This window comes from Micromonospora sp. RTBAU3-60, assembly GCF_054963695.1.
This window is the reverse complement of record NZ_JBUEGB010000022.1, coordinates 80817-98079: the sequence shown is the minus strand read 5'-3', so window position 1 is coordinate 98079 and position 17263 is coordinate 80817. Positions and strand designations below refer to the sequence as shown.

At 69.6% G+C, this 17263-nt stretch carries 15 protein-coding genes; 3 read left to right on the top strand and 12 right to left on the bottom strand.

Annotation, left to right across the window (positions count from 1 at the left end; genetic code table 11):
• Window positions 1-74 precede the first annotated feature (74 nt).
• The 4 genes from ACY34I_RS21990 to ACY34I_RS21975 form a co-directional block, all read right to left on the bottom strand.
• Complete coding sequence (locus ACY34I_RS21990; RefSeq protein ID WP_462756956.1) at window positions 75-935, bottom strand: carbohydrate ABC transporter permease; 861 nt, start codon at window positions 933-935, stop codon at window positions 75-77.
• Window positions 928-1896 carry a carbohydrate ABC transporter permease gene (locus ACY34I_RS21985; RefSeq protein WP_222870594.1) on the bottom strand — a complete coding sequence of 323 codons (969 nt, stop codon included), beginning with the start codon at window positions 1894-1896 and terminating at the stop codon, window positions 928-930. Before ACY34I_RS21985 ends, ACY34I_RS21990 begins: the two co-directional genes overlap by 8 nt.
• A gap of 37 nt (window positions 1897-1933) precedes the next feature.
• Window positions 1934-3253 carry an ABC transporter substrate-binding protein gene (locus ACY34I_RS21980; RefSeq protein ID WP_462756955.1) on the bottom strand — a complete coding sequence of 440 codons (1320 nt, stop codon included), beginning with the start codon at window positions 3251-3253 and terminating at the stop codon, window positions 1934-1936.
• An 82-nt stretch (window positions 3254-3335) separates the two neighbouring features.
• Entirely contained in the window at window positions 3336-4451 is a 1116-nt protein-coding gene (locus tag ACY34I_RS21975) for a GntR family transcriptional regulator (protein ID WP_462756954.1), read from the bottom strand.
• A 163-nt stretch (window positions 4452-4614) separates the two neighbouring features.
• On the opposite strand from ACY34I_RS21975, the gene ACY34I_RS21970 reads away from it, so the two are divergent.
• Window positions 4615-5829, top strand: coding sequence for a mandelate racemase/muconate lactonizing enzyme family protein (locus tag ACY34I_RS21970; protein WP_462756953.1), 1215 nt, complete (start codon window positions 4615-4617; stop codon window positions 5827-5829).
• 135 nt (window positions 5830-5964) lie between these two features.
• On the opposite strand, the gene ACY34I_RS21965 is transcribed toward ACY34I_RS21970, so the two are convergent.
• From ACY34I_RS21965 to ACY34I_RS21955, 3 genes are all read right to left on the bottom strand, one after another.
• Complete coding sequence (locus tag ACY34I_RS21965; protein ID WP_148799051.1) at window positions 5965-6288, bottom strand: carboxymuconolactone decarboxylase family protein; 324 nt, start codon at window positions 6286-6288, stop codon at window positions 5965-5967.
• A 69-nt stretch (window positions 6289-6357) separates the two neighbouring features.
• A complete protein-coding gene (locus tag ACY34I_RS21960; RefSeq protein WP_462756952.1) occupies window positions 6358-6768 on the bottom strand; it encodes a (R)-mandelonitrile lyase in 411 nt (136 codons plus the stop codon).
• A 166-nt stretch (window positions 6769-6934) separates the two neighbouring features.
• The gene (locus ACY34I_RS21955) at window positions 6935-7957 is read right to left on the bottom strand and encodes a zinc-dependent alcohol dehydrogenase family protein (protein ID WP_462756951.1); all 1023 of its coding nucleotides are present in this window, start codon (window positions 7955-7957) and stop codon (window positions 6935-6937) included.
• A gap of 251 nt (window positions 7958-8208) precedes the next feature.
• Here ACY34I_RS21955 and ACY34I_RS21950 point away from each other — a divergent pair, with 251 nt between their 5' ends.
• Complete coding sequence (locus ACY34I_RS21950) at window positions 8209-9099, top strand: helix-turn-helix domain-containing protein (RefSeq protein ID WP_462756950.1); 891 nt, start codon at window positions 8209-8211, stop codon at window positions 9097-9099.
• Between the two features lie 206 nt (window positions 9100-9305).
• On the top strand, window positions 9306-10346 hold the full coding sequence (locus tag ACY34I_RS21945) for an NAD(P)-dependent alcohol dehydrogenase (protein ID WP_462756949.1): 1041 nt from the start codon (window positions 9306-9308) through the stop codon (window positions 10344-10346).
• A 171-nt stretch (window positions 10347-10517) separates the two neighbouring features.
• On the opposite strand, the gene ACY34I_RS21940 is transcribed toward ACY34I_RS21945, so the two are convergent.
• The 5 genes from ACY34I_RS21940 to ACY34I_RS21920 all read right to left on the bottom strand — a co-directional run bounded on the left by ACY34I_RS21940 (window position 10518) and on the right by ACY34I_RS21920 (window position 17189).
• Window positions 10518-11216, bottom strand: coding sequence for a copper homeostasis protein CutC (locus ACY34I_RS21940; protein ID WP_462756948.1), 699 nt, complete (start codon window positions 11214-11216; stop codon window positions 10518-10520).
• Window positions 11217-11289: 73 nt separating this feature from the next.
• Window positions 11290-13413 carry an ABC transporter ATP-binding protein gene (locus ACY34I_RS21935; RefSeq protein WP_462756947.1) on the bottom strand — a complete coding sequence of 708 codons (2124 nt, stop codon included), beginning with the start codon at window positions 13411-13413 and terminating at the stop codon, window positions 11290-11292.
• A 13-nt stretch (window positions 13414-13426) separates the two neighbouring features.
• The gene (locus ACY34I_RS21930) at window positions 13427-14350 is read right to left on the bottom strand and encodes an ABC transporter permease (protein ID WP_462756946.1); all 924 of its coding nucleotides are present in this window, start codon (window positions 14348-14350) and stop codon (window positions 13427-13429) included.
• Window positions 14347-15306 (bottom strand): ABC transporter permease, encoded by a 960-nt coding sequence (locus ACY34I_RS21925; RefSeq protein ID WP_462756945.1) that lies wholly within the window; start codon window positions 15304-15306, stop codon window positions 14347-14349. Before ACY34I_RS21925 ends, ACY34I_RS21930 begins: the two co-directional genes overlap by 4 nt.
• 77 nt (window positions 15307-15383) lie before the next feature.
• Complete coding sequence (locus ACY34I_RS21920) at window positions 15384-17189, bottom strand: peptide ABC transporter substrate-binding protein (RefSeq protein WP_148799034.1); 1806 nt, start codon at window positions 17187-17189, stop codon at window positions 15384-15386.
• Between the last annotated feature and the right edge of the window lie 74 nt (window positions 17190-17263).

Here is a 17263-nt window from a genome sequence, read left to right as displayed (position 1 = left end):
GGCGGACCGGGCCGCTCGGGACGGTCTCCTGCCCGTGCGCCGTCGCTGGCAGCGGGGCGGCAGGCGACCGCTGATCAGCCCTTGAGGCCGCTGGCCATCGCGCCGCGGACGAAGTAGCGCTGGGCGAGCAGGAACAGCAGCAGCATGGGCACGAGCGACATCAGCGCGGCGGCGGTGACGAGCTGGTCGTTGCCCATGAACTGGCCCTGCAGGCTCATCACCCCGATGGGCAGGGTGTACTTCTCCGGCGAGGTGAGGTAGATCGTGGGCTCGAGCACGGCACCCCAGGACGCCATGAAGGTGAAGACGCCGAGGGTCGCGAGCGCCGGCTTGGCGAGTGGCATGTGGACCCGCCAGAACACCTGCCACGGGTTGGCCCCGTCGAGCGCCGCCGCCTCCTCGAAGTCGCGCGGGATCGCGAGGAATGTCTGGCGCATCAGGAAGATCCCGAACGGCGTCGCCAGCCAGTACGGCACCACCAGCGGCAGCATGGTGTCGAGCCAACCGAGGTGCTTGTACAGGATGAAGTTGGGGATGATCGTCACGACGGTGGGCAGCATCAGGGTGCCGAGCGCCGCGGCGAGCAGCACCTCCTTGCCCGGCAGTTTCATCCGGGCCAGCGCGTGACCCACCATCGCGCTGGTGACCACGTTGCCGACCACGGCGAGGGCCGCGATGAGGAAGCTGTTCCAGGCGTACAGGCCGAAGGGTGCGCGTTCCCACACCTGGCTGTAGTTGGACCAGGCTGGCGGATCGGGGACCCAGATCGGCGGCACCGCGACGTACTGCGCGAAGTTCTTCAACGAGTTCGCGACGGAGGCGACGAACGGGACGACCATCACCGCCGCGCCGAGGCCGAGGAACACGTAGGCGATCCAACGGCCCGGCCGGTTGCGGCGCTGCCGGGCCCGGCCGCGCTGACCGGTGTCAGGCATAGTGCACCCACTTCTTCTGCAGCCGGAGCTGGACCATCGTCAGGATGAAGATCAGCGCGAACAGCACCCACGCCACCGCGGACGCGTAGCCCATGTTGAAGAACTCGAAACCCTGCTGGTACATGAAGAGCACCGTCATCTCGCTCGCCCCGTTCGGCTGGCCGGCGGGCTGGCCCCGCATCGGTCCGGTCATCACGTAGACCTGCTCGAATGCCTGCAGGGTGGTGATCGTCGAGAGGACCAGGACGAGGAACGTCGTTCCGGAAATGCCGGGCAGGGTGACCCGGCGGAACCGCTGCCAGGCCGACGCGCCGTCGATCTTGGCGGCCTCGTACAGCTCCTCCGGGATGTTCTGCAGTCCGGCGAGGAAGAGCACCATCATGTAGCCGACGCCCTTCCACACCGCGACCAGAGCGAGCGTGGGGATGACGAGCACCGGGCTCTGCAGCCAGGTCGCCGGGGGCAGGCCGAGCCACCCCAGCACGGTGTTGGCCATCCCGAACTGCGGGTTGAAGACCGCGTCGGCGACGTACCCCACGACGACCCAGGACGAGACGACCGGCACGAAGTACGCGCTGCGGAGCCACGAGATCCAACGCAGGCGCTGATTCAGCGCCACCGCGAGCAGCAGCGCGAGGATCGTCTGGGTGGGCACGAACAGCACCGCGAAGTAGGCGGTGTTGAGCAGTGATCGCCAGAACGCCTCGTCGCCGAACAGGCGGCGGAAGTTGTCCAGCCCCACCCATCTCGGGGAGGAGAGCGTGTCGTAGTCGGTGAGGCTGAAGTAGGCCAGCGCCAGCACGGGCCACGCGGTCAGCACCACCAGGTGTGCCAGGTACGGGAAGGCGAACACGGTCGCCCAAGCCCGCTGACCGAAGCCCGGCCGCTCGCCCCCGTCTCTCCTTCCGTCACCGAGGGAGGGGCGACGCCCCTGTTCCACTCGGTCCTCGATGGTCGTCACAGCGCGCCACCTCCTCCCTCGGCCTGGCGGGGCTGACTCATTTGTTCGCGTAGAACCGGTCGATGATCTGCTGGGCATCCCGTTGGGCGTCGGTCAGCGCGTCACCGACGGGCTTCTCCTTGGCCAGCGCTCGGTCGATCTGGTTCGCCACGGCCGTGGTGTACTCGGTCCACACCGGGTTGAGCCCGAGGTCGTCGGCTTCGGCGAGAGCGTCGAGGAACGCCTGCCGGTTGGCCGGCGGGGTACCCGGCTTCAGGAACACGTCGGACGCGGCCACCTTCTTGTTGATCGGGATCGCCTCGCCGATCCCGGCCCAGGTGGTCTGCGGCTTCTCGGAGGCGAAGTACGTGATCCACTTCCAGGCGGCCTCGGCCTTCCGCTGGTTCGCGGCCTTGTTGACCACCCAGGAGTTCGCGATCGCCACGTTGCCCCGACCCGCCGGACCCTTCGGCATCGGCGCCACGCCCAAGTCGATCTTCGCCGCGTTCGCCGGGATGGTACGGGCGTAGATGCCGAACTGCATGGCCACGCGGCTGCTGGCGAACATCGTGTGCGGGCTGCCCAGCGCCTTGGTCGTGACCACGTCCGGGCCGGCCTTCTCGGTGTACATCGCGTTCAGCATCCAGTCCAGCCCCGCGCGGCTCTGCGGGCTGTCGATGACGACCTTGCGCCCCCCGTCGGCGACGATGTCGCCGCCGAAGGCCTTGATCATCGGCCACCAGCTCTCGGTGAAGCCGGGCGAGTAGACGCGCATCCCCCACACGTCGGGCTTGCCGTCACCGTTGGTGTCCCGGGTCAGCTTCTTCGCGGCGGCGGTGAGATCGTCGTACGTCCAGTCGCCGGTCGGCTCCGCGACACCCGCGTCCGCGAACATCTTCTTGTTGTAGAAGAGCACCGGGGTCTGCGCGCCCTGGGGGAAGCCGTAGACGTGGCTGTCGGAGTCACGGTTGAGGTCCACGCCGTAGTAGTCGTCGGTGTTGATCGTCTTCACGAAGTCGCTGAGGTCGCGCAGGCTGTTGCGGCCGGCGTACTCCTGCACCAGCACGCCGTCGGAGAGCCACACGTCGGGCCCCCGACCGCCCGCGAGCTGGGTGCGCAGCCGCTTGAAGAAGTCCGTGTACGGTGCCGACTCCAGTTCCAGCTTGATGCCGGAGTTCGCTTTCATGAACTCGTCGGCGAGCGAGCGCATCGTCTTGTCGGCGGGGCCGCCCGCCTCGGCGTAGTAGCCCAGCCTGATGGTCACCCGGCCGTCGCTCTCCTCGGAGCCCGCGCCACAACCGAACATCGTCGCCGCGAGCGCCGCTACACCTGCCAGGGCGACGAGACGCCGGCCCGGCGAGAAGCGTTGCATCCTCATCGTGGATCTCCTTTGTTGGTCGCCCAGCGGGCAGCGGTCTCGGCTGAACGGCGTCTCCGCCCGGCCTTCGGCCGGTCACGGACTACCGGTCGCGGGCGGCGGCGCCGCACGAGGCCCGGACCGCCAGGCGTGGTTGCAGTTGGATCTGGTGGACGGGCGCCGAGACGCCCTGCTCGATGCGTCGCAGCAGGACCTCGGCGGCGAGCTTGCCCACCTCGGTCTTCGGCGGGGAGATGGCCGTGAGTGGCACCTCGCCGAGGTCCGCGACCTCGTCGTCGTAGGCGATCACCGCCAGCCGGTCGGGCACGGTCAGTCCGAGCCGGCGCGCGTGTGGCAGTAGTCCCGCGGCGTCCCGGTCGCCGAGGCAGAACACCGCGGTGATCTCGTTGTCCTGGCAGATCTGTGCGTAGGCCGCGAGTTCGTCAGGGGACCACTCCTCGCGCCGCACCACCGCGGCCGGGATCCGCGGCAGGTTGAGGTCCCTGACCGCACGGTCGAAGCCCCCGGCCACCATGTCGGCGGTCGCGGTCCGGATCCGGCCGAGGTGCCCGATCCGCTGGTGCCCCAACTCGACGAAGTGCCGTACCGCCGCGTAGCCCCCGCCGAGGTGGTTAGTGCACACGTACGGTGTCGCGTCGTCCGGTGCTGGCTCCGGGGGTCGCCGTTCGACCAGCACGTAGGGGACCGGCAGCCGGTGCAGCCGGTCGACGTACCGTTGCGGGTTCTCGATCAGGTGCAGGTTGGGCACGAGCAGCAGGCCGTCGACGTCCGCGCCGAGCAGTTGGTTGATCTGCTGCGCCTCCAGGTCCGGGTCGTACTCGGAGCTGGAGAGGACGATCCGGACGCCGGCAGCGGTCATCACCCGCTCGATCCCCTCGATCACGCGCGGGTAGAAGTACGAGGTGGACGGTACGAGCACGCCGACGAAGCGGGCGCTGCGCCCGGCCTGCGCCGGTATCGCCACCACGTAGGTGCCGGAGCCCTGGCGACGGCGGACCAACCCCTCGTCCACCAGCAGGTTGATGGCGCGGCGGACCGTGTTGATCCCTACCTCGTGGGTCTGCGCGAGCTCCTGCTCGGTGGGCAGGCGCGCGTCGACCGACCACCGACCTTCGGCGATCTGCTGCCGGAGGTGGGCTGCCAGGGTTCGGAATTTCGTCCCTTGAGGGAATGAATCCAAACCATCGTTGCCGGTCATGGCTGACGATTCTTGAGCAGTAGATGTCCCTGCGTCAATCCTCTCCCGACAAGAATTTTCCCTGCTTTACGCCGCTCGTTCGGGCGGTAAGCTTCCGGATACCAGCGATTGCAAGGAATGAATTCATTCCTAAATAGATGCCACGGAAGAGGTGGGGTACGGCATGCCAACTCATGGGCCCGAGCACGCCGGGGCACTGGACGGTCTCGTCGTGGAGCGGGTGGAGACCTTTGTGGTCGAACTCCCGACGATCCGTTCGTTCGAGATCGCCGGGGGGACCGTCGCGACGGTCGGGCAGCCCAGCCGGCGGGTGCTGGTGAAGGTGACCGCGGGCGGCGTCGTCGGCTGGGGCGAAGCCACTCCGACACCGTCCTGGACCTACGAAACCACCGAGAGCATCGTCACCACGCTCGACCGCTACCTGGCGCCCGCGGTCCTCGGCGTCCCGGCGTGGAACCTCGACGCGATAACGGCCACGTTCGACCGGGTCATCAACCGCGGCTTCACGATCGGTGCGCCGATCGCGAAGTCGGCCCTCGACATCGCCCTGCACGACCTCATCGGACGGGCGGTCGGCGTCCCGCTCGGAGCGCTCTGGGGGCAACGTCGCGCCGAACGGATCCCACTGGGCTGGATCATTTCCGCCAAGACCCCTGAGGCGGTCGCCGACAGCGTCACGGAGGGCCACGCCCTCGGATACACCGCTTTCAAGGTCAAGATCGGGCTGGCCGGGATCGAGCAGGACATCGCGTTCGTCGAGGCGGTACGCCGAGCGGCGCCGAACGCGGCGATCTGGGTGGACGCCAACCAGGCGTACCAGGTCGACCAGGCACTACAGGTGGCCCGCCGGCTCGCCGAACTCGACGTCACCGCCTTCGAGCAGCCGTTGCCGGCCAACCAGATCACCGGCCTACGGCGGCTGCGGGAGCACTCCCCCGTGCCGGTCGCGCTCGACGAGAGCCTGCGGCACCCCAGCGACCTCGCCACCTTCGTACGCCTGGATGCGGTCGATGTCGCGATCGCCAAGGTCCAGCGCAGCGGTGGCCTCGCGCTCTCCCGGCGGATGTGCGCCCTCGCCGAGGACAGCGGGGTGCGGCTGATGGGCTCCGGCCTCACCGACTCCGACCTCGGCTTCGCCGCGTCGCTGCATCTGTTCTCGGCATTCGGCATCGACACGCCGGTCGACCTCAACGGCCGACAGTTCATCGAGTCCACCTATACGGGAGGGCACACGGTCGAGGTATGCGACGGGGTCGCCGCGGTGCCCACCGGACCCGGCCTGGGCGTCGACGTGGACGAAGCCGCGGTGCGAGCCCTGGCCGTCGACGTGCTCCGCGCCGATCCGGAGGTCAGAATCCCGGCACAGTCGGCCAGGTGAACCAGGCACGTGTCACCGGGGCACCGTCGCTTCCTTGTCCCGCGCACGATGACAGGAGGGTGGCGGAGACGGCACCCGGCGCACCTTCGGGGACGTCGACCACGCTGGACGGCACACCGCTGGCTGGCGCTACGGTCAGCCCTCGAAGGTCTGCTTGGCCACTGCGATGGCGGACATGGCCCGGGGCCACCCGGTGTAGAACGCCAGGTGGGTGATGGCCTCGACGATCTCGGCCTGCGTGAGGCCGTTCTGCTTGCCGAGGTTGAGGTGGAACGGCAACTGCTCGGTGTTGCCCCCGGCGACCAGGGCCGCGATGGTGATCAGGCTGCGGTCGCGAGGCGCGAGGTCGGCGCGTTCCCAGACGTCGGCGAAGAGCACGTCGTCGGTGAGGGAGACGAGCTTCGGCGCGAAGGTGCCGAGCATCTTCCGGGCGGAGCTCTGCTGAGTGGTCTCGGACATGTCCGTCTTCCTCCTGATGGTCGATAGACGGGCCGCCGGCCGCGGGACGACGCGGCCGGCGGCAGGTGGTCACGCGGGCTGCCGGCGGTACTCGTCGTCGGTCACGTGCTCGCCCCACTGCGTTTCCGGCCCGTCCTGCCCTGGGATGAGGCCGTCCCAGATGGCCAGGTGGGTCATGAATTGTTCAGGGGCGGCACCGTGCCAGTGCCACTCGCCGGGCGGACACCAGACGGTGTCGCCCGGGCGGATGACGACGACCTCGCCGCCGCGCGACTGGGTCAGCCCAACGCCCTCGGTGACGTGCAGCACCTGCCCGTTGGCGTGCCGATGCCATGCGGTGCGCGCGCCGGGGGCGAAGTGCACGGCGTTGCACCGGCCGATGGACGGCCCGGTCATCGGAACGATCTGGTCGAACCAGACGTCCCCGGTGAACCACTCGGCCGGCCCCTTGACCGACGGCTGCCTGGTCAGAATCTCCAAGATTTCCTCCTGTGTGGAATCAGGCGGTCTGGCCGCCGTCGACAACCAGGGCGTGACCGAAGCTGCCGTCAGCCGTCGTGCCCATTACTGGTTCCTTCCGGGTTCCAGGTCGTTCAGCCGCGTGTGCGCCGCCAGGGCGGCCACCCGCTCCGCGCGGCGCACGTCGTCAGGGATTGAGGAGGACCTTGATGGCGCGACGCTCATCCATGGCCTGGTACCCCTCGGCGGCCTGCTCAAGGGGGAGGGTGAGGTCGAAGACCTTGCCGGGGTCGATCTGCCGGCTCCAGATCAGATCGATCAGCTCGGGCAGGAACCGGCGTACCGGTGCGGGGCCGCCGTGCAGGTGCACGTGGGAGAAGAACAACTCCTCGCCGGGCAGTTCGACTCCGTGGGCGACGCCGACGTAGCCGACGTGGCCGCCGGGACGGGTGGCGCGGATGGACTGCATCATCGACTCCTGGGTGCCGACCGCCTCGATGACCGAGTGCGCCCCGAGGCCGTCGGTGAGGTCCTTGATCCGCGCCACGCCGTCATCGCCGCGCTCGGTGACGATATGGGTCGCGCCGTACTGCGCCGCGAGCTTCTGGCGCGGCTCGTGCCGGCTCATCGCGATGATGCGTTCCGCGCCGAGCTGCTTGGCCGCCAGCACGGCGAGCAACCCGACCGCCCCGTCACCGACCACCGCGACGGTCTTGCCCGGGCCGACCTCGGCGGCCACCGCGCCGAACCAGCCGGTGCCGAGCACGTCGGAGGCGGCGAGGAAGCTCGGGATCAGGTCGTCCGAGGGAGTGTCGGGCGTGGCGACCAGGGTGCCGTCGGCCAGGGGTACGCGTAGGTACTCGGCCTGGGCGCCGAGCCCACCGACGAGTTCCCGGTGGATGCACGAGGACTGGTAGCCGGCCTGGCAGATGACGCAGGTGTTGTCGGAGGCGAAGAACGAGCCGATGACGAACTGGCCCGGCTTGATGTTCCTGACCTCGCTGCCGACCTCCTGGACGACGCCGACGTACTCGTGGCCCATCGGGGACGGCCCCTTGACCGCTTCGATGCCCCGGTACGGCCACAGGTCCGAACCGCAGACACAGGTCGCGGACAGGCGAATGATCGCGTCGGTCGGGAGCAGGATCCGGGGATCCTCCCGCGTTTCCACCCGGACGTCGCCGGGGGCGTGCATGACGACACCACGCATAGGTTCTTCCTTTCCGAAAGCCCGGCCGCGATCCGGCCTGTTATCCTCTCCGGCCTACCCGGGCAAGCCGGGATGATGCCGCCATCCGGGCCCGCTTCCCGTCTTCGACGACGAGAGTCATTCGCACCGGACGCGGCGGCGCGTTCCTCGCCGTCCAGCAAACCGCGACAGCGCCCGTTCAGGGAGTTTCTCCTGGAAGGTGTACTGACAGGGCACCCCATCGGCCAGCCGTGACACGTACCGTCGGAGACGTGGACAACCGCACGGAGGTCCGCGAGTTCCTCGTCTCGCGGCGCGCCAAGATCAGCCCGGAGCAGGCGGGCCTGCCCGCCGGCACGAACCGGCGGGTACCGGGCCTGCGCCGCAGCGAAGTCGCGTTACTGGCCGGCGTGAGCATCGAGTACTACTCGAAACTCGAACGAGGCTCCCTCGCCGGAGTGTCGCCGAGTGTGCTGAACGCCATCGCACGAGCGCTCCAACTCGACGACGCAGAACGGGCCCACCTGTTCGACCTCGCCCGCGCCGCGGAAGGCAGCAGCGCCCTCATGCGGCCTCGCCGGCGCACCGCGCGGCAATGGTCGGTGCGCCCCAGCCTGCAATGGGCCCTCGACGCCGTCACCCAAGGCCTCGCGTTCGTGCGCAACGGCCGCATGGACCTGCTCGCCGCGAACCGGCTCGCCCGAGCGTTCTACGCCGAGGTGTACGCCCAGCCACAGCGCCCCGCCAACATCGCACGGCACACCTTCCTCGACGAGAAAGCGCACCGCTTCTACCCGGAATGGGACGTCGCCGCCGACATCTGCGTCGCCATTCTCCGCACGGAAGCCGGCCGCGACCCCCACGACAAGGACCTCCACGACCTCGTGGGTGAACTCTCCACCTGCAGCGACGAGTTCCGGAAACGCTGGGGAGCCCACAACGTCCGACACCACGGCACCGGCGCCAAGAACTTCCGCCACCACATCGTCGGCGACCTGACCCTCGCCTACGAAGCGCTGGAAATGGTCGCCGAACCCGGCCTCACCCTCACCATCTACACCGCCGAACCCAACTCCCCCTCCGAGGACGCACTACGCCTGCTCGCCTCCTGGGCCGCCTCCCAGGAAACGGACGCCGACGCACAAAACGCCTTCACGGAGTGATCCACCCACCGGCCGAGCTGCCCTGGCAGCTCGGTCGGATCCCCTGTCCCATACCTCTCACGGCTCGCTGTGGGGTGCTCTGCCAGTACACCTTTCGTCAGAGACTCCCCGGCCGTTCGCCGACGAGGTTCCCTGGATGGCGGTACCGCCGTTCCGACGGCTCACACACCCACCTGCTCGACCACGAAGAACAGGAGCAACACCTCGTGCGTGTTCACGCCTACGCAGCACCCGGCCCGTCCGAGCCGCTGGCCCCCACGCTCATCGAGCGGCGCGAGGTCGGCCCCAACGACGTGCTCATCGACATCAAGTACGCGGGCATCTGCCACTCCGACATCCACACCGTCCGCGGTGACTGGGGACCCCAGCCCTACCCGCTGGTGCCCGGCCACGAGATCGTCGGCATCGTCACCGAGGTCGGCTCCGAGGTCACCCGGCACCAGGTCGGCGACCGGGTCGGGGTCGGCTGCATGGTGAACGCCTGCCGGGACTGCGTGAACTGCCGCAACGGCGACGAGCAGTACTGCCTCAACGGCATGGTGCCCACCTACGGAGGCGTCGACCGGGACGGCACCGTCACCCAGGGCGGCTACGCCACCCACGTCGTGGTCGATGCCGACTTCGTCCTGTCGGTGCCGGAGGGGATCGACCTCGCGGCCGCCGCGCCGCTGCTGTGTGCGGGCATCACCACCTACTCACCGCTGCGCCGCTGGGGCGCCGGCCCCGGCAAGAAGGTCGCCGTCGTCGGCCTCGGCGGGCTGGGGCACCTGGCGGTCAAGATCGCCCACGCCCTGGGCGCCGAGGTGACCGTGCTGTCCCAGTCGCTGAAGAAGCAGGAGGACGGACTCCGCCTGGGCGCCGACCACTACCACGCCACCAGCGACCCGGACACCTTCGAGCAGCTCGCCGGCCGGTTCGACCTGATCATCAACACGGTCAGCGCGCACATCGACGTCGACGCCTACCTCGGCCTGCTCGCGGTCGACGGCACGCTCGTCAACGTCGGCGCCCCGGCCGAGCCGCTGACCCTCAACGTCTTCTCCCTGATCGGCGCTCGACGCTCCTACGCCGGCTCGATGATCGGGGGCATCCGCGAGACTCAGGAGATGCTCGACTTCTGCGCCGAACACCACATCGGCGCCGACATCGAACTCATCTCCGCCGACAAGATCAACGACGCCTACGAGCGGGTGCTCGCCTCCGACGTCCGCTACCGGTTCGTCATCGACACCGCCACCCTCGGCTGACCGAGGTCCCCGCACCGGCTCCGCTCGGCCGCCCCGGCGGCCGGGCGGAGCGCACGGCACCCGCCGCCCGGCACGAAGGACCGATGACCGCACCCCTGGCCGGTCAACTCGTGGTCGCCGCGCCGCCATGGGCCGCTGGCCCGGGGTCGGCCACTCCGCTGGGCAGACCCGTCAACGGGCACGCGTGGCGGCGACGACCCGGCGTACCTCGTCGCCGTCCGTGGCCTCGCGTCCGTCGCGCCGCACCGGTGCCCGCAGGTGCACCTCCCGCGCCCCGGTCTCCGCGAGCACCTGCCGGACGTTGTGCGATCGGATGCCGCCGCCGGCGATCACCCGCAACCGGTCGCCGGCCCGCTGCCGCAGTGCGGCGATCCGCGCGGCGCCGGCCAGCGCGGTGGGCGCCCCGCCCGAGGTGAGCACCGCGTCGGCCCCGAGGTCGATGATCTCCTCGATCGCCTTCAGCTGGTCGCCGACCTCGTCGAAGGCCTTGTGCACGGTCACCGGCAGCGGCCCCGCCGCCTCGAGCAGGCGCCGCAGCACCGTCAGGTCGAGGCCACCGTCGGCGGTGACCGCACCGACCACCACCCCGACCGCGAGACCGTGCGGATTGGGCAGGCCGCGGATGGCCTCGATGTCGGCGAGCATGACCTGCTCCTCGACCTCGCTCACCCGGAAGTCGCCGCCCCGGGGACGGACCATGACCCGTACCCCCACCCTGCGCAACGTCCGCAGGGCGACCTCGACGGTCCCCAGGCTGGGGGTGGTGCCGCCCTGCCCGAGATCGGCGCAGAGTTCCACCCGGTCGGCCCCGGCCGTCTCGGCCACCAGCGCGGTCGGCACGTCACTCACGCAGATCTCCACCGTGGTCATGCCGCCTCCTCGCTTCGCTCGTCGTCGGCCTGACCGGTGGGGCTGAGTCTGTTGATGACCTCGCTTCGCTCGGTCATGCGGCCGCCCCGGCCCGCGCCGACGGCTCGCTCGACTCCGGGCGCAGCGGGAAGTGGCAGGCCACCTGGTGCGCGTCGCCGGCCAGCGGCGGCTCCGTCTCGCAGATCTCCTGCGCCAGGGGGCAGCGGGTCCGGAACCGGCACCCGGTGGGCGGGTTCACCGCGCTGGGCAGCTCACCCCGGATGGTGACGCCGTCGCGCGCGGCCGTGGCGTTCGGCGTGACGGAGGGGACGGCGTCGATGAGCGCCTGCGTGTACGGGTGCCGAGCGGCCCGGACCACGTCCCGGGCGGGACCGACCTCGACGAGCTTGCCGAGGTACATGACGCCGATCCGGTCCGCCATGTAGTCGACGACGGACAGGTCGTGGCTGATGAAGACGTACGCCAGGCCAAGCTCACGCTGCAGATCCCGCATGAGGTTGAGGACCTGCGCCTGGATCGACACGTCCAACGCGCTCACCGGCTCGTCCCCGACGATCAGCCGGGGTTGCAGGGCCAGCGACCGGGCCAGCCCGATGCGCTGCAGCTGGCCGCCGGAGAACTCGTGGGGGTAGCGCTCGAGGACCCGCCGCGACAGTCCCACCTGGTCGAGGAGGGTGGCGATCCGCGCCCGCCGGGCCGTCCCGTCGCCCACCTTCTGGATCTCCAGCGGTTCGGCGAGGATGGCGTCGACGCGCATCCGCGGGTTCATCGCGGCGTAGCTGTCCTGGAACATCAGTTGGACCTGCCGGTGCATCCGGCGGCGTTCCCGCCCGGTCAGGCTGGCGATGTCCACGCCGTCCAGCATGATCTGCCCGGCGGTCGGCCGCTCCAGCCCGACGGCCAGCCGTCCCACGGTGGACTTGCCGCAGCCGGACTCGCCGACCAGCCCGAAGGTCTCCCCCGGGCCCACCTCGAACGAGACACCCGCCACGGCGCTCACTTGTCCGGCGGTCCGGCGCAGCAGCCCACCGCCGTGCGCCGCGTAGTTCTTGACCAGTTCCCGCACCGACAGGACCGGCGTCGCCGCCGGCTGGCCCGCTCCGGCCGTCGTGGCTGCCGGCTCCGGCGCCGGCTCGAGCCGTACCGGGGCCGGCAGGGTGACCGGTGCGGCGGGCGCCGCGGGCACCGGGTGCAGACAGGCGTGCTGGTGCCCGCCGGCCGACAGGGTCACGTCGGTGGTCCGGCACTCGTCGGTGACGTGCCGGCAGCGTGGCGCGAACCGGCAGCCGGTCAGGGGCCGGGACAGGTCCGGCGGCAGTCCCGGGATGCTGTAGAGCCGGGCGTGTGCGCCGGACTCCCGGATCGCCGACTCGGGGAGCGCTTCCAACAACGCCTCCGTGTAGCGGTGCCGGGGCGAGCGGAACAGCTGCTCGGTCGCGGCGGTCTCCACCACCCGTCCGGCGTACATGACGGCGACCCGGTCGGCGCGGCCGGCGATCACTCCCAGGTCATGGGTGACCAGGATGACGGCCATCCCGAACTCTTCCCGCAGGTCGTCGATGAGTTCGAGGATCTGCCGTTGCGTGGTGACGTCGAGTGCCGTGGTCGGCTCGTCGGCGATGAGCAGGCGTGGGGAGCAGACCAGCGCCATCGCGATGGCGACGCGTTGCCGCATCCCGCCGGACAGTTCGTGCGGGTAGTTGTCGACGATCCGCTCCGGGCGCGGCATGCCGACCCGGCGCAGGATCTCGATGGCCCGGTCCCGGGCCTCCGCCCTGCCGACTCGCTCGTGCACCCGCAGCGGTTCGGCGACCTGGACCCCGATCCGCATGGTCGGGTTGAGCGAGGTGAGCGGGTCCTGGAAGACCATGCCCATCCGGACACCACGGGTCCGGCGTACCTCGTCGGCCGGCAACGATCGCAGGTCCCGGCCCTCGAAGAGGATCTGCCCGCCGGAGACCCGGCCGCCGGGCGGCAGCAGACCCATGATCGACAGGGCCGTCATCGTCTTGCCGCTGCCCGACTCGCCGACGACTCCGAGGGTCTCCCCCGGCATGACCTCGAGACTGACCCCGTCGAGGGCGTGCACCGTACCGCGGCGCAGCGCGATGTCGGTGTCGAGATCGCGCAGTTCCAGCAAGGGCTGAACCGCTGCCGGCTGCCCGGCCGGCGACTTCCGAACGGTCGATTCGCTCATTTTCTGCTCCTGCTCAGCGTCGCCGGAGGCGGACCTCGAAGGCGTCCCTCAGCCCGTCGCCGATGAAGTTGAAGGCGAGGACGATGAGGATGATGGCGATTCCGGGCGGGTACAGCAGCCACCAGTGGCCGCTGTAGGTGTCCGCGAGGCCGTCGGAGAGCATCCCGCCCCAGTTCGCCGCCGGCGGGGGGACGCCGAGGCCGAGGAAGGACAGGTACGCGACGTAGAGGATCGCGTCGGCGACCTGGAAGGTCGCGTTGACGATCACGGTCCCGATGGCGTTCGGCACGATGTGCCGGCGCACCGCCCGGCCGCCGGTGCCGCCCATGCCCCGCATGGCCTGGACGTACTCGCGGGAACGCAGGGTCAGTGCCTCGCCCCGGACCAGCCGGGCCGGCCCCAGCCAGGCGAAGGCGCCGATGATGAGGATGAGCATCGGCACGCTCGGGGTGACGATGGCGGCGAGCAGCATGAACAGGAACAGCGACGGGATCGACATCATCGCGTCGACGACCCGCATCATCGCCGCGTCCATCCATCCGCCGACGAACCCGGCGACGGCGCCCCAGAGCGTGCCCAGGGCGGTGGCGAGGATCCCGGCGGCGAGCCCGACGATGATCGAGGTCTGACCGCCGAGCATGAGCCGCCCCAGCTGGTCGTAGCCGACCCCGTCGGTGCCGAGCGGATGCCCCTGCTCACCCGGGGCCAGGTGGACGGCGGTGAGGTCCGTGTGCACCTGGTCGGTGTGGTAGAAGAGCGGGCCGAGGAAGCAGACCGCGGCCAGCAGGACGAACAGGCCCAGGCCGACCAGGGCGAGCCGGTTCTCGCAGAAGACGATCAGCCCCTGCCGCCAGAGGCCGCGCACCGGGGCCTCGGCCGCGTCGGCCGGCTGGTCGGGGGCGGCACCTGGGCGGACCGCCTCGGAGAGTGTGGTCATGACGTGCTCCCGCGGAGTCGGACCCGGGGATCGACGGCGGCGTAGAGCAGGTCGGCGACGAGGGCGCCGATGACCGTCGCGATCGAGATGATGACGGTGACCCCGAGCAGGATCGGGAAGTCGCGCTTCAGTGCCGCCTGCCAGAACAGCTGCCCCATGCCGGGGAAGTTGAACAGCGACTCGACGACCAGCGCCCCGCTGAACAGCGCGGGCAGGTACATGCCGAGCAGCGTGATGACCGGGAACAGTCCGTTGCGCAGGGTGTGCCGCAGCACGACCCGCCGCTCGGAGAGGCCTTTGCTGCGGGCGGTGCGGACGTAGTTCTCGTTGAGGTTGTCGACCATGGCGGAGCGTACGTACCGCGAGTAGACCGCGATGGTGACGATGGCGAGGGTGACCGTGGGCAGGATCAGCCCGGCCGGATCGGCGAGCACCTCCGCCACTGTGAACCCTTGCGGCGCTTCCGGCGGCAGGATCGGCCAGACCTGCGAGAACAGGATGATCATCATGAGGCCCATGAAGAAGATGGGCGTGGCGTACGCCAGCAGCGACAGTGAGGTGATGGCGTAGTCGGGCCAGCGGTTGCGGCGTACCGCCTGGATCACCCCGAGCGGGATCGCCAGCACGATGGCGAGCAGGGTCGACAGCAGCGACAGCACCATGGTTTTCGGCAGCCGCTGGCTGATCGCCTCGACGACCGACTGGTTGAGCTGGTACGAGTAGCCGAGGTCGCCGTGCAGCAGGCGCTGCACGTACATGCCGTACTGCTGGATCCAGGGCCGGTCGTAGCCCATGTCGTGGTTGAACGCCGCCAACTGCTCCAGCGTCGCCTCCTTGCCGAGGGTGGCGCGTGCGGCGCCCCCGGGCAGCAGGTGCAGGATGAGGAACGCGATCACCGTGACGAGCACGACGACGATGAGGGCTTGGCCCAAGCGCGTGATGAGGTACCGGACCACCTGGGCGGTTCCTCCTCCCTGGTCGGGGCCCCGGCGGCGCGGTGGGCGCCGCCGGGGCCGGGACGGTCAGTGATCGGTCACTTCCAGGACCAGTCCTGGAAGTACATGAAGTTCATCGGGTCCTGCGGCTCGACGCCCTGCAGGCCGGACCGGTACGCCGAGACCTGGAACACCGGGTTCGGCATCCAGAGCACCGGCAGGTCCTTGGCGAGGAAGTCGTTGTACGCCTTGAGCGCGCTCTCGTCGCCGGAGAACTGCGTGGCCTCGATGAGCTTGTCGGCCTCGGGGTTGCTGTAGCTGCCCAGGTTGACCGGGGCGCCGGTGGCGAAGAGCCGTTCGCCGCTGGCGAACGCCGGGTAGTACCAGCTGCCCTGCGAGCCGAAGAAGGACATGTCCCACGAGCAGGTGGCTTCCGTCGGCTTGCAGGCCGGGGTGACCGCGACCGAGTCGGGCACCTCCTTGATGGTCAGCTGGATACCGAGCTTGGCCATCTGCGACTTGATCTCGGCGAACATCTTGGTCGTGGCGGCGAAACCGGTCTGGCTGGTCACGGTGAAGTTCAGCGCCGCGCCGGCGGCGATGCCGTCGCCGCACTGGTTCGGGCCGGTGCCCGGCGACTGGCAGGTGGTCTGCCCGTCCGGGGTCACCTTCCAGCCGTGGCTCTCCAGCAGTTCCTTGGCCTTGGCCGGGTCGAAGGAGTACGCGCAGCCGGCGGCGTCGGTGCCGTTGGTGCCCGGCTTGGCCGGCACCGGGCCGCAGGTCGGCGCGGCCGTGCCGGACCAGATCACCTTGCTGATGGTCGGCTGGTCGATGAGCATCTGCAGCGACTGCCGCAGGTACGGCTGCTTGAACAGCACCCCGGTCTTCGGGTTGTTGAAGTTCAGCTGCAGGTAGGTGACCGACCAGCCGTACCACGGGGAGACCGTGTAGTTCTTGGACTTGAGGTAGCTCTCCTGGGACAGGTTGGCCGCCGGCACGTACCCGTAGTCGATGTCGCCGGCGCGCAGCACGTTGAACTCGGCGTCGTCGCCGGTGAACGGCCGGAGCACGATCTTCTTCAGCTTCGGCTTGTCCACGCCGGAGTAGTTCGGCTGGGCGGCGAGGGTCACCTCACCGTTCGGTACGTACTTGTCCAGCTTCCACGGGCCGCTGTTGACCTTCCACAGCTCGTTGGAGTCGTACGTCTTGGGGTCCTTGGCGGCCGCGGTGAGGAAGTCGAAGACCTTCTTCGCGCCCTCCGGCGTGCTGGCCAGGTTGCTCACGGCCGCGGTGGCGGAGTCCTTGTCCCAGACGTGCTCCGGCATCGGGGTGATCTTGTTGAGCTGGTTGTCCACGAACCAGGCGGTGTTGTAGACCTTCGTGGTGGTGATCGAGAAGGTCTTGTCGTCCTTGACCGACCACTGCGCGATGTTGTCCGGCAGGCCGCCGGCCCGGTAGGACGCCCACTTGTCCTTGTTCGCGGTGACCAGGTCGTACCAGAACTGGATGTCCTTGGTGGTGACGGGCTTGCCGTCGGACCAGGTGTTGTCCTTCAGCGTGATGGTCAGCGTCTTGCCGCCGTCGCTCACCACCGGCGGCTCGGCCATCGAGCGCTGCGGGTCGATGTTGTACTGCGCGGTGCCGTCCAGCTTGTACTGGTAGAGGGACCGGTACAGCGCCTGGCCGAAGATGGCGTTCTCGCCCTGCGTGAAGCCGGGTGCCGAGATCGGCAGGATCCAGTTGGGGGTACGGAAGGCGACGGTCACGGTGTCCTTGCCCTGACTACCGCCGTTCTTCGATGAACCGCTGCCGCCACCGCAGGCGACCAGGCCCGCCCCGAGGGCGACCGCGCTGGCCAGCGCCACCGCGCCGCGGAGGGCTCGCCGGGGAAATCTGCTCGTCATGAATCTCCTCGATTGATGTGCACTGCCCCGCGTCTCCGGGCGCTACCGGCGTTCGTTCAGCCGCCTGGTGCTGC

Bases quoted from the DNA above. Each gene is read 5' to 3' on its own strand.
- ACY34I_RS21990 (WP_462756956.1), bottom strand. From the start codon at position 935: ATGCCTGACACCGGTCAGCGCGGCCGGGCCCGGCAGCGCCGCAACCGG.
- ACY34I_RS21980 (WP_462756955.1), bottom strand. From the start codon at position 3,253: ATGAGGATGCAACGCTTCTCGCCGGGCCGGCGTCTCGTCGCCCTGGCA.
- ACY34I_RS21975 (WP_462756954.1), bottom strand. From the start codon at position 4,451: ATGACCGGCAACGATGGTTTGGATTCATTCCCTCAAGGGACGAAATTC.
- ACY34I_RS21970 (WP_462756953.1), top strand. From the start codon at position 4,615: ATGCCAACTCATGGGCCCGAGCACGCCGGGGCACTGGACGGTCTCGTC.
- ACY34I_RS21965 (WP_148799051.1), bottom strand. From the start codon at position 6,288: ATGTCCGAGACCACTCAGCAGAGCTCCGCCCGGAAGATGCTCGGCACC.
- ACY34I_RS21955 (WP_462756951.1), bottom strand. From the start codon at position 7,957: ATGCGTGGTGTCGTCATGCACGCCCCCGGCGACGTCCGGGTGGAAACG.
- ACY34I_RS21940 (WP_462756948.1), bottom strand. From the start codon at position 11,216: ATGACCACGGTGGAGATCTGCGTGAGTGACGTGCCGACCGCGCTGGTG.
- ACY34I_RS21935 (WP_462756947.1), bottom strand. From the start codon at position 13,413: ATGAGCGAATCGACCGTTCGGAAGTCGCCGGCCGGGCAGCCGGCAGCG.
- ACY34I_RS21930 (WP_462756946.1), bottom strand. From the start codon at position 14,350: ATGACCACACTCTCCGAGGCGGTCCGCCCAGGTGCCGCCCCCGACCAG.
- ACY34I_RS21920 (WP_148799034.1), bottom strand. From the start codon at position 17,189: ATGACGAGCAGATTTCCCCGGCGAGCCCTCCGCGGCGCGGTGGCGCTG.